General features: G+C 58.2%; 16 protein-coding genes. 3 read left to right on the forward strand and 13 right to left on the reverse strand.

The annotated features are described in order from the left end of the window. From ACK4S7_RS00005 to ACK4S7_RS00015, 3 genes are all read left to right on the forward strand, one after another. Positions 1–471: GcrA family cell cycle regulator (locus tag ACK4S7_RS00005; protein WP_409643177.1), on the forward strand; the 471-nt coding region annotated here is incomplete at its 5' end. 85 nt (positions 472–556) lie between these two features. Next, positions 557–2,545 carry a DNA topoisomerase IV subunit B gene (parE, locus tag ACK4S7_RS00010; protein ID WP_409643179.1) on the forward strand — a complete coding sequence of 663 codons (1,989 nt, stop codon included), beginning with the start codon at positions 557–559 and terminating at the stop codon, positions 2,543–2,545. A 116-nt stretch (positions 2,546–2,661) separates the two neighbouring features. Beyond that, positions 2,662–3,972, forward strand: coding sequence for a serine hydrolase (locus tag ACK4S7_RS00015; RefSeq protein WP_409643181.1), 1,311 nt, complete (start codon positions 2,662–2,664; stop codon positions 3,970–3,972). 10 nt (positions 3,973–3,982) lie between these two features. Here the strand turns inward: ACK4S7_RS00015 and ACK4S7_RS00020 are convergent, their stop codons facing one another. From ACK4S7_RS00020 to ACK4S7_RS00080, 13 genes are all read right to left on the reverse strand, one after another. Continuing rightward, a complete protein-coding gene (locus tag ACK4S7_RS00020) occupies positions 3,983–4,777 on the reverse strand; it encodes a LysR family transcriptional regulator (RefSeq protein ID WP_409643183.1) in 795 nt (264 codons plus the stop codon). 10 nt (positions 4,778–4,787) lie between these two features. Further along, the gene (gene apaG / locus ACK4S7_RS00025) at positions 4,788–5,198 is read right to left on the reverse strand and encodes a Co2+/Mg2+ efflux protein ApaG (RefSeq protein ID WP_409643185.1); all 411 of its coding nucleotides are present in this window, start codon (positions 5,196–5,198) and stop codon (positions 4,788–4,790) included. Then, positions 5,195–6,403 carry a trans-sulfuration enzyme family protein gene (locus ACK4S7_RS00030; RefSeq protein WP_409643187.1) on the reverse strand — a complete coding sequence of 403 codons (1,209 nt, stop codon included), beginning with the start codon at positions 6,401–6,403 and terminating at the stop codon, positions 5,195–5,197. Before ACK4S7_RS00030 ends, apaG begins: the two co-directional genes overlap by 4 nt. 27 nt (positions 6,404–6,430) lie before the next feature. Then, on the reverse strand, positions 6,431–7,477 hold the full coding sequence (gene leuB / locus ACK4S7_RS00035; protein ID WP_409643189.1) for a 3-isopropylmalate dehydrogenase: 1,047 nt from the start codon (positions 7,475–7,477) through the stop codon (positions 6,431–6,433). 152 nt (positions 7,478–7,629) lie between these two features. Beyond that, positions 7,630–8,220 (reverse strand): DNA repair protein RecO, encoded by a 591-nt coding sequence (locus tag ACK4S7_RS00040; protein WP_409643191.1) that lies wholly within the window; start codon positions 8,218–8,220, stop codon positions 7,630–7,632. A 37-nt stretch (positions 8,221–8,257) separates the two neighbouring features. After that, positions 8,258–8,569: a hypothetical protein gene (locus tag ACK4S7_RS00045; protein ID WP_409643193.1), complete on the reverse strand. Its 312-nt coding sequence runs from the start codon at positions 8,567–8,569 to the stop codon at positions 8,258–8,260. Positions 8,570–8,629: 60 nt separating this feature from the next. Then, positions 8,630–9,514 (reverse strand): alpha/beta fold hydrolase, encoded by an 885-nt coding sequence (locus tag ACK4S7_RS00050; protein ID WP_409643195.1) that lies wholly within the window; start codon positions 9,512–9,514, stop codon positions 8,630–8,632. Positions 9,515–9,569: 55 nt separating this feature from the next. Continuing rightward, the gene (uvrC, locus tag ACK4S7_RS00055) at positions 9,570–11,513 is read right to left on the reverse strand and encodes an excinuclease ABC subunit UvrC (protein ID WP_409643197.1); all 1,944 of its coding nucleotides are present in this window, start codon (positions 11,511–11,513) and stop codon (positions 9,570–9,572) included. An 85-nt stretch (positions 11,514–11,598) separates the two neighbouring features. After that, positions 11,599–12,219 (reverse strand): F0F1 ATP synthase subunit B, encoded by a 621-nt coding sequence (locus tag ACK4S7_RS00060; RefSeq protein WP_409643199.1) that lies wholly within the window; start codon positions 12,217–12,219, stop codon positions 11,599–11,601. Then, positions 12,212–12,706 carry an ATPase gene (locus ACK4S7_RS00065; protein WP_409643201.1) on the reverse strand — a complete coding sequence of 165 codons (495 nt, stop codon included), beginning with the start codon at positions 12,704–12,706 and terminating at the stop codon, positions 12,212–12,214. The genes ACK4S7_RS00060 and ACK4S7_RS00065 overlap by 8 nt, the downstream gene beginning before the upstream one ends. Positions 12,707–12,764: 58 nt before the next feature. After that, on the reverse strand, positions 12,765–12,992 hold the full coding sequence (locus ACK4S7_RS00070; RefSeq protein ID WP_125229901.1) for a F0F1 ATP synthase subunit C: 228 nt from the start codon (positions 12,990–12,992) through the stop codon (positions 12,765–12,767). A gap of 43 nt (positions 12,993–13,035) precedes the next feature. Next, a complete protein-coding gene (locus ACK4S7_RS00075) occupies positions 13,036–13,791 on the reverse strand; it encodes a F0F1 ATP synthase subunit A (RefSeq protein WP_409643414.1) in 756 nt (251 codons plus the stop codon). Between the two features lie 67 nt (positions 13,792–13,858). Then, complete coding sequence (locus ACK4S7_RS00080; protein ID WP_409643203.1) at positions 13,859–14,176, reverse strand: AtpZ/AtpI family protein; 318 nt, start codon at positions 14,174–14,176, stop codon at positions 13,859–13,861. Positions 14,177–14,273: the final 97 nt, after the last annotated feature.

A 14,273-nucleotide genomic window follows, 5' to 3' on the forward strand; every position in this document is an offset into this window, starting at 1 on the left:
GCCCCGGCCAAGCAACCTGTTACCGCTGCTGCGCCAGTTCGGCCTCGCCCAAGTGCGCCGGTGGCTGAACCTGTTGCACCTGTCCCTGGCGATGAGGATGCCGCAGAGGCACCCGCGCCGCGCGTCTCGTCGATGCCACGCATCGTGTCCATCGGACCCGGCGGTTTCATGCGTCAGGGCCCCGGCGATCAGCAGGCACCTATCCCGCCTGCCCCGCCACGCCGCCTCGTCCCTGCAAAGCCAAGCCCCGAAATGGCAGACAAAACGTCATTGCTTGATTTGAACGAGCGCATTTGCCGTTGGCCATTGGGCCACCCCGGTGAAGCTGATTTTCATTTCTGCGGCGAAGCGGTCAACCCCGGCTTCCCATATTGCGTCGAACATTGCGGACGTGCCTATCAGGCGCAGCTTCCACGCGGTGTGCGCCGTCCTCCGCCACCCATGCCCTTTGGTGGACCCCGCGTCCGCTAAGGCGGAGCTGAAATATCCACAGGCGATTTTCAATGCTTTGCGCTCGCGCTTGCGTGGGTGACTCTACCGCGCCTATAGCATCGTCATGACCGATGACCTGTTTGGCGGGAGCGCGGCCGCAACCGCAGCATCCAATGATTATACCGCTTCAGCGATTGAAGTGCTGGAGGGGCTTGAGCCGGTTCGCCGTCGCCCGGGAATGTATATTGGCGGGATCGACGAACGTGCCTTGCACCACCTTGCGTCCGAAGTACTCGACAACTCGATGGATGAGGCCGTGGCTGGCCACGCAAGCAGGATCGAAGTGCATCTGGGCGCTGGCAATCGACTGACCATCACCGACAACGGTCGCGGCATTCCTGTCGATCCACATCCGAAATTTCCAGATAAATCTGCGCTTGAAGTTATCCTCACCACTTTGCATTCGGGCGGCAAGTTTACCGACAAGGCTTATGCGACCTCAGGCGGTCTGCACGGCGTTGGCGTATCGGTGGTGAATGCCTTGTCCACGGACACTTTGGTTGAGGTGGCCCGCAACAAGCAGCTTTACCGTCAGCGATTCTCGCAAGGCCATCCAGTGGGCAAGCTGGAGGAGCTTGGTCCCACACCAAACCGTCGCGGGACGACGATAGCGTTTACGCCGGATCCCGAAATCTTCGGGCCAGACGCCAAGTTCAAGCCAGCGCGTTTGTTCAAACTTGCCCGGTCAAAGGCTTATCTATTCGCTGGCGTCGAAATCCGCTGGCGCTGCGATGCTGAGCTTGCCAGCGAAGATGTGCCAGCCGAAGCCGTGTTCCAGTTCCCCGGCGGATTGTCCGACCATTTGCGCGAGCAGCTTGGCACCCGCGCCTGCGCCACCACCGAGTTTTTCGCCGGAACGCAGGATTTTCCCGATGCGCAAGGGCGCGTCGAATGGGCGATTTCGTGGCCCTTATACTCCGATGGCTCCTACAGCTGGTATTGTAATACGATTCCGACGCCCGACGGCGGCACGCACGAGGCTGGCGTCCGTGCTGCGCTGACCAAGGGATTGCGCGCCTTTGGCGAATTGATTGGCCAAAAGAAAGCGGCACAAATTTCCGCAGAAGACATCTTCAACGAAGCAGAGTTGATGTTGTCGGTATTTATCCGCAACCCGCAGTTCCAAAGCCAGACAAAGGACCGACTGACCTCTCCCGAGGCCACCCGCCTTGTAGAGAACGCGGTGCGCGACCATTTCGACCACTATCTTGCGGACAATATGGAACGCGGCAAGGCGTTGATGGGCTTCATCCTTGAAAAGGTCGACGATCGCCTGCGCCGCAAGGCAGAGCGCGAAGTGAAGCGCAAGACCGCGACCTCTGGCAGAAAGGTACGGCTGCCCGGCAAGCTGACCGATTGCGCGTCAGACGACCCAACCGGTACTGAACTCTTCATCGTCGAAGGCGACAGCGCAGGTGGCAGCGCCAAGCAAGCGCGCAACCGCAAGACGCAGGCGATTTTACCTATCCGGGGCAAGATCCTGAATGTTGCCTCGGCGACCGCTGACAAGATCCGCGCGAACAATGAAATCGCCGACCTGCAACTGGCGCTCGGGTGCGGCACACGCAAGGACTGTAACCCCGATAATCTGCGCTATGAGCGCATCATCATCATGACCGATGCGGACGTCGATGGCGCGCATATCGCAACCTTGCTGATGACGTTTTTCTTTCAGGAAATGGCGGAAATCGTGAAAGCAGGGCATCTGTTCCTCGCCCGGCCGCCGCTCTATCGACTGACGCATGGCAGCCAGAGCGTCTACGCCGCCGACGACGCGCACCGCGCCGAACTGGAGGCCACTGTGTTCAAGGGCAAGAAGGTCGATGTGGGCCGGTTCAAGGGGCTGGGTGAAATGAACCCCAACCAGTTGAAAGAAACGACCATGGACCCAGCGACCCGATCGCTGATCCGTATCACCTTGCCGCATGAATATGAACGGCGTGCTGTCGTCAATGACCTGGTCGACCGTCTGATGGGCAAGAACCCTGAGCACCGGTTTAACTTCATTCAAGAAAATGCTGCGCAGTTGGATGAAGATACGATAGACGCTTGAGCGGCGAAGGTTCGGTGAAAAAATAACATGCTGAAACAAGTTCGGTATGACGCTGTTGGTGTTGTAATAACGGTCGGGGGCGTTAACTCTTCAGGCTGACCATCGGGAGAGATCATATGCGAACAATGATGTCGGCTTTTGTCGTTGGCGCTTTATTCATTTCCTCCGTGCCCGTGCGTGCGCAGACACCGCCGCCACCTGCCACTGCGAAACCGGCCGCGCCACTGGATTCAAGGATTGCGCAACTTCCGGATTTTCTCGCCGGCAAAACGGCACCCACAGATTTTTTCGCGCCATCATTTCTTGCTGTCATATCCGAGGCACAACTTAAGTCGCTGACGGACCAGTTCATTGCCCAATATGGCCAGCCGCTAAAGATCGCCTCGGTTGCGCCTAACAGCCCGCATAGCGCTGTCATAACCATTGAATTTGAACGGGCAATTGCCACCGCCGATATCGCGGTCGAAGCGACTGCACCGAACAAAGTGACTGGCCTGTTGATCAAAGGCTTTGAACCGAAGGGCGATTCGCTCGCCAAAATAGATGCTGCGTTCGCTGCTCTGCCGGGCGCGGCGGGTTATCTGGTAGAAAAGGTAATACCCAACGGCACGCGCACGCAAATCGCCGGCCGCAATGTCACGCAACAATTCGCCATTGGCTCCACCTTCAAACTTTATGTGCTAGCCGAGCTCGCGTCTCAGGTGGACGCTGGCCGCCGCAAATGGTCGGATGTCGTCCCGTTGACCGCGATTAGCTATTCGTCCCCAGCCACGCAAGGCTGGCCGCGCGACACGCCAGTCACCTTGCAGACATTGGCCACATGGATGATCTCCGTCAGCGACAATGCCGCCACCGACGCGCTAATCGGTGTGTTGGGGCGCGAGGCAATAGAGAAGAAGCTGGCGCTGGTCGGGCATAGCAATCCGGACCGTGCCCTCCCCTTGCTCAAAACGGTCGAGGCGTTTGCGCTGAAGACGAATCCTGCATTGCGCAAAAGCTTTGAGACCGCGAATGAGGCCAAGCAGCGGGCAATGCTGGAGGAGAACGCCGCCGACCTTGTGTTTGAAAAGATCAATGTCATGGGTTTTGGGTCAGGACCGGCCGCAATCGACAGCATTGAATGGTTCGCAAGCCCCGTCGATATGGCGGCCCTGCTGCTCAATATGCGGGGCATGGACAATCAGACGATGTTAAACATCATGGCCGTGAACAAAGGGGTTTCGCCGGTGGCGGCATCGAAATGGACCTATTTGGGCTACAAAGGCGGGTCTGAGCCGGGCGTTATCTCGATGAGCTTTTTGGGCAAGTCAAAAAGTGGGGACCATTACACCGTCACCGGCAGCTGGAACAATCCAGCCGCCAATGTCGACAACGGGGCGTTTGGGATCCTGATGGGGCGGTTGTTGGACAATGCGGCGGGTAGTTGACAGCGACGCCTCACTGCCCCGTTAACGCCTCAACCAGCGCCTTTACCTTCTTCTGCCGCCATTGCGGCAAGGGCGCGACGAGCCAGTAAGATTGATCGCTTTCCATGGCATTGTCGACTGCGCGGACCTTGCCGCTCGCCAAATCTTTTTCGGCCAGAAGCAGCGGGACCGTTGCCCTGCCCAGCCCGATGGCGGCAGCGTCGATGGCAAGGCCGGCGTCGGCCAGACGCAAGGCAGCAACGCCGTCGGCCACCGGGCACTTGGGCCAGCTGATAAGCGTGTCTGTTCCGCCCTCTGGCGCGGCGACGGTAACATAAGCGCCCGCCGAAAGCCGAATGCCTTCATGTTCGCCGGGGCCAGTGGTCAGGCGGATGGCGAGGTCAAGATTGGCCTCTGTAAAATCGACATCTTCGTCCGCTGCGACCAAAGTAAAGCGCGTGTCGGGGTTGGCCTTGCTGAAAGTCGCAAGCCGGGCTGCCAGCCATTTCGCGGTAAAATCACGCGGCGCGGCGATGGTCAGTGAATTGGATGACTGCCCCGCCTGCATGGCGCGGACCGACTCTTCGAACTGCAGGAACCCGGCGCGCAAGGCATCAAGGCCGTTTGCAGCTTCATCGGTGAGTTCAAGCCCCTTGGGCGTACGGCGAAACAGCACGACGCCCAACATATCCTCAAGCGCCCGGATTTGCTGGCCCACCGCGGCGGGTGTAACAGCGAGCTCGTCGGCGGCCTTGGTAAAGCTTAAATGGCGCGCAGATGCGTCGAGTACACGCAAACCATTTAAAGGCAGATGCGTACGTTTCATCGCGCGCGCCTCATCGCGCCGTGGCCGGTGCCACTAGCGTAAAGAGTGGGATTTCGGCGAGGAAGGTTGTGCCGTTTTCACGCAGAAAGCGATATTGCCCCTCCATCATGCCGCTGGGTGTCGGCAATGGGCAGCCGAAAACATAATCATGGCTTTCGCCGGGACGCAGAAGGGGTTGTTCGCCCACCACGCCATCGCCGTCGACATGGCTGATTGTGCCGCGCCCGTCGGTGATGCGCCAGTGCCGCGTCATCAGTTGCACTGGCTCGTCGCCCTTATTCTCGATGCGGATATGATAAGACCAGAACCAGCGCCCTTGCGCCGGCACTGATTGTTCCTGAAGGAAATTCGGTGACACGCGGACAGTCACACCTTCGGTCGTGGCACTCACCGCGAAAAATGAATCGAGGATATTGGTCATAAGCCGGCCACCTTTAATGCCTGATCCAGGTCTTCGATGAGGTCGGCCGGATCTTCCAGGCCAACATTGATGCGTATCATGCCTTCGCCCACGCCCATAGCTTCCCGCGCTTCAGGTCCCATGCCATGATGGGTCGAGGACGCGGGGTGGCACATCAAGCTTCGCGCATCGCCAATATTATTTGATATATCAATGAGTTGAAGCGCATTCAACAAAGCATGGGCCTGTTTGCGGCCGCCATCGAGTGAAAACGCAAAAATGGGTCCGCAGGCCTTCATCTGTTGCATCGCGAGCGCGTGCTGTGGATGACTTTCGAGGCCGGGGTGCATGATATGCGGCACGCGGCTCTCCAGGAATTTGCCTACCGCCAGCGCGTTCTCCGACTGCCGCATGGCGCGAAGTTCAAGCGTCTCAAGCCCCTTGTGCACCACCCATGCGTTGAACGGCGACAAATTGGGGCCGGTATTACGCTGAAATGGCAGCAGCACGTCATCGATCCATTTTTGTGAACCACAGACGGCGCCGGCGAGCACACGGCCCTGTCCGTCCATCAGCTTGGTCGCGCTATAAGCGACAACGTCCGCGCCAAAATCCATTGGGCGCTGGAGCACGCTGGTGGCGAAGGCGTTGTCGACGACGGTGGTTATGCCATGTTCCTTTGCCAAGCCACAGACATAGGCCATGTCGACGATATCCATTGTCGGATTTGCAGGCGTTTCGAAGAAGAACACTCTGGTGTTTGGCTGGATTGCCGCTTTCCAGGCGTCATTATCGCGGCTGTCGATAGTGGTCGTACTGATGCCCCATTTGGGCAGCAAATTGTCGGTAAGCCAGCGGCATGAGCCAAAGGCGGCGCGTGCGGCGACAACGTGATCGCCCGTTTGCAACTGGCACAATAACGCAGTGGTCATCGCCGCCATTCCGGTGGCTTGCGCACGGCACGCTTCGGCGCCTTCCATCAACGCAATACGTTCCTCAAGCATTTGCACCGTCGGGTTTTGCAACCGCGAATAGGTCATACCATCTTGCTCGCCTGCAAAGCGCGCAGCGACGGTTTCAGCGTCGTCATAGGTGAAGCCCGAGGACAGGAACAATGCCTCAGACGTCTCGCCATGTTCGCTACGCCACGTGCCGCCACGCACGGCTTGGGTGGCGGGACGCCAATGCTGCGTGATTTCGCGATTCTGGCCGGTTGTTTTCTTCATGGTTTCGCTTTTCGGGGAGAGCAGGGTTCAGGTCAAGGCAGCAAGCACTGCGTCGCCCATTTCGCGAGTGGTCATATTCCCGCCAAGGTCGGGCGAACGTGCGCCAGCGGCAAGCGCCTTTGCAACAGCCGCGTCGATACGGTCGGCATGCTCTGGCAGGCCGAGCGAGTAACGCAGCATCATCGCGGCGGACAGGATGGTGGCGAGCGGGTTGGCTTTGCCCTGCCCGGCAATGTCGGGCGCGCTGCCGTGGATGGGTTCGTAAAGTCCCTTCTGGTTGCTATCCAGCGACGCGCTGGGCAGCATTCCGATAGAACCAGCGCACATGCTTGCCTGATCGGAAAGGATGTCGCCGAACAGGTTGCCCGTCACGATCACATCAAACTGGCCGGGATTGCGGACCAATTGCATTGCACAATTGTCGACATACATGTGGCTCAAGGCAACGTCCGGATATTCTGCATGGGTTTCGATGACGACATCGCGCCACAATTGCGAGGTTTCGAGCACATTGGCCTTGTCCACCGAGCATAATTTCTTCCCCCGCGCCATGGCGGTTTCAAAGCCGACGCGGGCAATGCGGCGGACCTCGTCCTCATCATAAGACATGATGTCATAGCCTTCGCGCTTGCCATCGGCAGTTTTGCGCATGCCCTTTTCGCCGAAATAAACATCGCCGTTCAGTTCGCGGATGATGATCATGTCGATCTGCGTGGCGACCTCAGGCCGAAGCGCACTGGCGTCTGCCAGTTCGGGAAACAGGGTCGCTGGGCGCAGGTTCGCGAACAGGGACAGTTCCTTGCGCAAGCCAAGGATCGCCTGTTCCGGGCGAAGGTGGCGTTCCAAAGCATCGCAATCCGGGTCGCCAACCGCACCGAACAGTAACGCATCGGCCCGCTTTGCAAGCGCCAGCGTCTCGGGCGGCAGGGGGTGGCCAGTCGCCTTGTAAGCCGCACCCCCGACCAGCGCTTCTTCAAAGGTCAGCCCGTCAATCTCGAGAGCGTCCAACACGCGGCGCGCTTCAGTGATGACTTCGGGTCCAATTCCGTCCCCGGGTAATAAGGCAATGAGCATTCGACCTGTCCTCTAATTTGCTATCTTCACCTTGAAATCGTTCAGGGTCCATTTCTCGTCACAGGCCGTAGGCTATTGGGCACGAACGATGCTGAACCGTTCAGCATGACGATACTGAAATGTCACGGTTTCCCCTGCCAACAGCAGACCGCTTATGCAACCGCCCTTTTCAGCCGCTCCACCAACCGCTCACGGGCCGCCATGACGTCGGCGCGGCGGTCGCCAAGAACATGTGCTACCAGACGTTTGCGGGTTTGGGCCATCATCGCCACCGGCGCGCTGTCGGTATCATGTTCCTCGGCGTAGCCAAGCTCAGCCAGCAACAACGTCTCATATTGCGCCACGGCACCCGCCCACACCCGCGCAGCCGGGGCCAGTTCGATGGCGGAGAGCAATCCGTCGATAGCGCTATGGACTCGCGGATGTGGTGCGCCTTCTGCCAGTGTCGCAGCGGTCAGCGCCGTCACCCAGTCAATCGCTGCTATCGCCAACGGCTCGCCTAACAAATGGCCGCGGCTGTGCAAAGGTTCGGGCGTCAGGCGGGCCAGCTGCCCGGCCAGGCGTGTGCGCCATTCGCCCTTAATGACATTACCGGGAATGAGGACTGGCCGCAACTGGCGTCCGCGTGCGCCCGCGACATAGCCGGCAAGCATGCCATATTCAGCGGTAAAGCCACGCACGATAGCGCCAGTTTCACCGTGATTGCGGACTGCGCAGATAATGGCAGATGCCGAAATGTCCATGCCCCCTCATGCCAAGTCAATGGCTTGAGGGAAAGTTTTATCCTGCGTCGGCGCTGACCATGAACAAGGTGACGCCAGCATATTTTTCAGCGGCAGGTTCAAACAATGCGTCGACTGCGAACGTCTGTTCGGTCAACTGAAGCTCATTCAGCCCGAGCAAATGAAACGCGCCCAGCTTCTTCTCGCGCGGCGGTTCACCATGTTTTTCGAGCGTAACAGCATCGATAAACAGGGCGTTATTTTTCGAATATAATACATGCGGAGCCAGTTTCATCGCCACGTTATTGTATACGGTAGTTACACATTTTTTAAGTGCGATGGCTTCGAGTAGTAGTTGGTTGGTCGTCATAATCGCATATCTATCGAAGCTGCGCGGACACGCAATCAAAATTTGTGCAGCGCAGCATTCCTAGGCCCTCGCGTGCTCCGCGATGATATCGACCATCCGGCCAACCTGCGAAGGTGGCAGATCATGACCCATTTCGTCGATAATTTCCAGACGCGCGCCCGGAACCAGCCGCGCAATATCCTCACTCCCCTCTTTGGGAACCAGCGGATCAGCGCCGCCGTGGACAACCAAGGTTGGGACTTTAATGGTCTTCAATCGCTCGACACGGCTTCCATCCGCGATAATTGCCAGCAATTGCCGCTTCATGCCGATGGGATAATAGCCCCGGTCAAATGCGCGCGCCGCCATATCGACAAAGGCGTCATGTGGCCGTTTCATATCCGCGTAGGAAATGGCCTCAATCGCCTCAGCACCCAAACGCACTGCCTCTTCGCGGGTCGGGTTGGACGGACGCGGAGCCATCAATCGCTTTCTTATGTCAGCACGCGGCCCCGGAAGCCCCGGCCTGCCGCTGGAGGACATGATAGACGTCATCGTCAAGATACGCTCCGGGTAATGCGCGGCCATCAATTGGACGATCATTCCACCCATCGACGCGCCCACGACATGGGCCTTTGCGATGCCAAGTGTGTCAAGCAGGGCAAGGCCGTCCTCAGCCATATCCCTAAGCGAATAAGCTGGCCTTATGGGCAGGCCGAAGCGTGCCTTGACCATCGTCCACACCAGATTGGCTGCAGGCGCTCCATCCATGCGTTGTGACAGGCCGACATCGCGATTGTCATAATGAATTACGCGAAAGCCTTGCGCGACCAGCCCTTGGATCAGCTCATCGGGCCAGGCAATCATCTGCGTCCCTAGCCCCATGACGAGCAGGATGACCGGCGCATCAACGGGTCCGCTTTCTTCATAATAAATATCGATATCATTTGCGCGCACGGTCGGCATAAATCTCTCCCTTGCGCGCTTTTGTAATCAGGTGCGGGGCAACTGCAAGCTTAAGTCAGCCATTCGCGTGGAAGTAGTCATATACCGTCTGCGCGACGGCAGCGGACACGCCGGGAGCTTTCTGCAAATCTTCGAGGCTCGCGTTGCGCACGGCCCGGGCGGTGCCAAAATGCATCAGCAGCGCTTTTTTGCGGGACGGGCCGATGCCAGGCACTTCGTCAAGCGGACTGACGGTAATTGCCTTGCTGCGCTTCGCACGGTGCGCGCCAATGGCAAAGCGGTGGGCCTCGTCACGCAATCGCTGTAGATAGAACATCACTGGCGCATTGACTGGCAGGGTAAATTCGCGCCCGTCGGGAAAGTGAAAAGTCTCGCGCCCTGCATTGCGGTCGGGACCTTTGGAAACGCCAATGAACGCGACATCCTCGACACCCAGTTCGCGGACGACCTGCATCACTGAACTCATTTGTCCCTTGCCGCCGTCGATCAGCACAAGGTCAGGCCAGTTTTCGTCGCGTTCCTGCTCCGTGTCGTCGGCCATGAGGCGCGCAAAGCGCCGCGCCATGACTTCGCGCATCATGGCAAAATCGTCACCCGGGGCGGTGTCGGGATTCTTGATATTGAATTTGCGATACTGGCCTTTGATAAAGCCTTCGGGACCAGCCACAATCATGGCGCCAAGCGCATTTGTGCCCTGAATATGGCTGTTGTCGTAAACTTCAATGCGGCGCGGCGGTTCGGGGAGTTCAAACAAGTCAGCGACCTCTTGCAACAATTTGCCCTGCGTGGTGCTCTCCGCGAGCTTGCGATCAAGCGCTTCTTCGGCGTTGCGCGTCGCCTGCTTGACCAATCGCACCCGGTCGCCACGTTGCGGGACGCTGATTTCGATCTTGCGCTCCGCGCGTTCGGACAGCGCCTGCGCCAATAAGTCAGCTTCGGTCAGTTCCCGGTCCAAGAGGATGCATTTGGCGGGCGGCACGTCTTCGTAAAATTGCGCGAGGAAACTGGTGAACACCTCGTCTTCGCTCATTTCCGAGACATGGGCGGGAAAGAACGACCGATGCCCCCAATTCTGACCGCCACGGATGAAAAACGCCTGAATGCCCATCACGCCATTTCGGTGCGCGAGCGCGAAGATGTCGGCGTCGCCAACGCCTTGCGCGTTGATTGCCTGAGACCCTTGAATGAAGGTCAGCGCCTTAAGCCGGTCGCGCACCATCGCAGCCCGTTCGAAATCGAGCGCCTCGGCGGCAGCTTCCATTTCCTTGGCAAGCTTTGCCTGCACGGCAGAGGATTTTCCGTCCAGAAACGATTTTGCGTCCGCCACAAGGCTTTCATAAGAGGCGTCATCAATCCGCCCGACACAGGGCGCGGAGCAACGCTTGATCTGGTACAGCAAGCAAGGCCGGTCGCGATTGTTGAAGAAACTGTCGGAGCAACTGCGCAACAGGAACAGTTTCTCTAGCGCGTTCAGTGTCTGGTTGACCGAGCCAGCGCTGGCGAACGGGCCATAATATTGCCCCTTGTGCCGCCGTGCGCCGCGATGCTTTTGAATGCGAGGGAATTTGTGGTCGGCACGTAGAAGTATGAAGGGAAAACTTTTGTCATCGCGCAGCAATACATTGTAGGCAGGGCGATACCGCTTGATAAGCTGCGCCTCCAACAACAAGGCTTCGGCTTCGCTGTTGGTCGTGACGATGGTCATGGACCGCGTCAGCGCCACCATACGGCGCAGCCGGTTCGGCATTCGGTCTATCTGGACATAATTGCCGACGCGGTTCTTCAACGCGCGCGCCTTTCCGACATAGAGCACGTCGCCCCGCGCATCGTGCATTCGGTATACGCCGGGTTTCATGGGCAGCGTTTTTAAAACATTGCGGATCGCTGCGATGCCGGTTTCGAGATCAGGCGTGTCCGCACCGCGCACGGCAAAAGTCGCCTTTTCCTCGCTAAAGCGGGAGGCGGCGTTGGGCTGGTCGGGACGGTCGGCTTTGGACATGTTCCTGCCATGTAGGCGGAGCAATCCGCATACTCAATGTCATTCCCGCAAATGCCGGAATCACCATTACACTGTGCGGAGAAATTTAGTTCAGCGCGGCAATCGATTGGTCGATGAGCGCAGCGTCGGCTGTTGCATCATGATGCACGGCGATGAGTTGCGCCGCAGCAGCCGCAGCAGCCGAAGCCGCCTTTTTGCGAACATCGGCAATCGCAGCGCGTTCAGCAGCAGCAATTTTTTCTTCGGCAGCCTGTGCACGACGGCCAATCAAGGCGGTGGCATCGGACTTGGCGCGCGATACGATAAGCTTCGCTTCTTCTTCCGCAGCAGCTTTCATCGCCTCGGCATCAATTGCCGCCTGCTTTGCCTTGGCTTCATATTCCGTCTTGATGGCTTCGGCTTCAGCGCGAAGCGCGGTTGCCTGATCCAGTTGCGCGCGGATGCCCGCAATCTGGCTATCGAGCGCGCCCGCGATCATCGCAGGAACCTTTTTCCAGATGGCCAGCACGATCACCGCAAGCATTGCCAAGGCGACCAGCATCGTGGCGTCAAAACCAAGAGCGGAAGGCGAGACATGTTCTTCTTCGCCGCCAGGTGTTTCGGTTGTCGCCGTCGTTTCAGCAACCGAGGACGAAGTAACGCCAGCGTCGGTTGCAGACGCGGTTGCCGTCGCGGTCGCTTCGGTTGGTGCGGTTGGATTAGCCATGGGACATTACCGCCTTCACTGCTGTCGCGGCTTGCGCGGTTGTAACCTTGGCACCGGAAACCTTGGCGACGATGTCCGCAGCGGCTTCAGCCGCAACAGTTTCAATGCCCGCCAGAGCATTTGCGGTTGCCTGAGCCAGTTCAGCCTCGGCAGCCGCGATCTTGGCGCTGATCTCGGCATCTGCCTTCGCCAAACGCGCGTCGGCGTCTTTCGCAGCCTTCGCCTTGGCAGCGGCTGATTTGGCTTGCGCCTCGTTCCGTGCCGCCGTCAGGTCGGCAGCACCGCTGTCGCCCAGATTGTCGGCCTCGGCCCGTGCACGCTCGGCAGCAGCAAGGTCGTCGGCGATCTTGCGATCACGGGCGTCCATCGTTGCTTCCACTTTTGGCAGCATGCCCCGGCCGATCGTGAAATAGACCAGGCCAAAGACAATCAACAGCCAAAAGAACTGCGATGCATAGGTATCAAGGATCTGACTAATCTGGGGCATATTACGCGTTTGTCCTTGTGAAAGAATGCCCCGGCGCGGAGCCGGGGCGAACCGTCAATTAGGCAACGAAGATCAGGATCATCGCGATAACGAACGCGAGCAGACCGAGAAGTTCGACGGCGGCGAAGCCGATGAACAGACGGCCCTGCTGGCTGTCGGCTGCTGCAGGGTTACGCAATGCACCCTGAAGGAACGAGCTGAAAACGTTACCAACACCGCCGGCGGCGATACCGGCACCAATTGCTGCCAGACCGGCACCGATCATTTGGGCTGCTTCTGCGTCCATGATAATAACTCCTGTTAAATGATAAAACTTAGTGGTTGAAATCTTAGTGCAAATTTACGGCGTCGTTGATGTACAGCGACGTCAAAAGCGCGAAAACATAAGCCTGAATTGCGGAGACCAGCAGCTCAAGCAGGGTAATGCCAATCATCAGCACAAACGCCGGGAAGCTGACGATCAACGGGACCCAAGCGGCTTCTGCATTAAGGCCGTTGATCACAAATCCGGCGAGCACCTTCATCATGATGTGACCCGCAGTCATCGCAACGAAGAGACGCAAAGCGAGGCTGAATGGACGGATCATGAAAGAAAAGAGCTCAATGACCGGGATCAGCCAGAGCAGCCACCATGGTGTGCCATGCGGGACGAACAGGCTGAAGAAATGAAGGCCATGCTTCCAGAAGCCTACGACCAACACCGTACCAAAGCTGAACAACGCCAGCACAGCCGTTACCGTCAGGTGGCTTGTGATTGTGAAAGGATGTACGCCGGGGACGATGCCAAAGGGCATCATGCCCATCAGGTTCGCCATCAGGATGAACATGAATAACGAGAAAACCAAAGGCACGTATTTCTTGCCTTCGGGACCGACATTTGCGGTCAGCATGTTGTTGATGAAGCCAGTTGCGCCTTCGACTGCCATCTGCCAGCGACCGGGAACCATCTCCCGCTTCATTCCGCCGGCCATGAATACCCACAGTGCGCCTAAAACAAGCACCATGAACAACGAAGAGTTGGTGAAGGAGACGTCGTAACCTGCGAGATTAAGCTGCGCGAGCGGCTCAATCTTGAACTGGTACATCGGATCGATTTTGCCGCTTTCGCCTGCCACGTTCACTACCCTGTTAAATACACGTCAAGCGTCCGGATTAGTCCGGACGCTCTGCGGAGATCTTTATAATATTCCTGAAGGCCACTGCGATGCCCAAAAACATGCAGGTCAACAGGAGCGCAGGTGCGATACCCAGCCAGCGGTCCAACAACCAGCCAACCAAAGCACCACCAGCCGGACCAGCGATCAGCTCGGTTAAAACCCGGTTCCCCTGCCGCATTCCTTTGGCCGGAACCTGATCTTTACCAGCGCGAACCGCTTCGGCTTTCCGCGCCGCTTTCAGCTGCAAATCTAACGAATCGAGCCGTGCGTCGCTTTTGCCGTCATTGTCCTGCCCGGGGCTGTTTGAATTCATGTGATTCCAGCCTTTCTGAATAAGGGAAACCACCTCGAAATCGGGCAAACCCCGCCTAGGCACCGGCGCTTTAGGAGAGGCCCCGCGCCAAGTCAAC

Source organism: Sphingorhabdus sp., from assembly GCF_046292425.1.
Taxonomy (GTDB): Bacteria; Pseudomonadota; Alphaproteobacteria; order Sphingomonadales; family Sphingomonadaceae; genus Sphingorhabdus_B.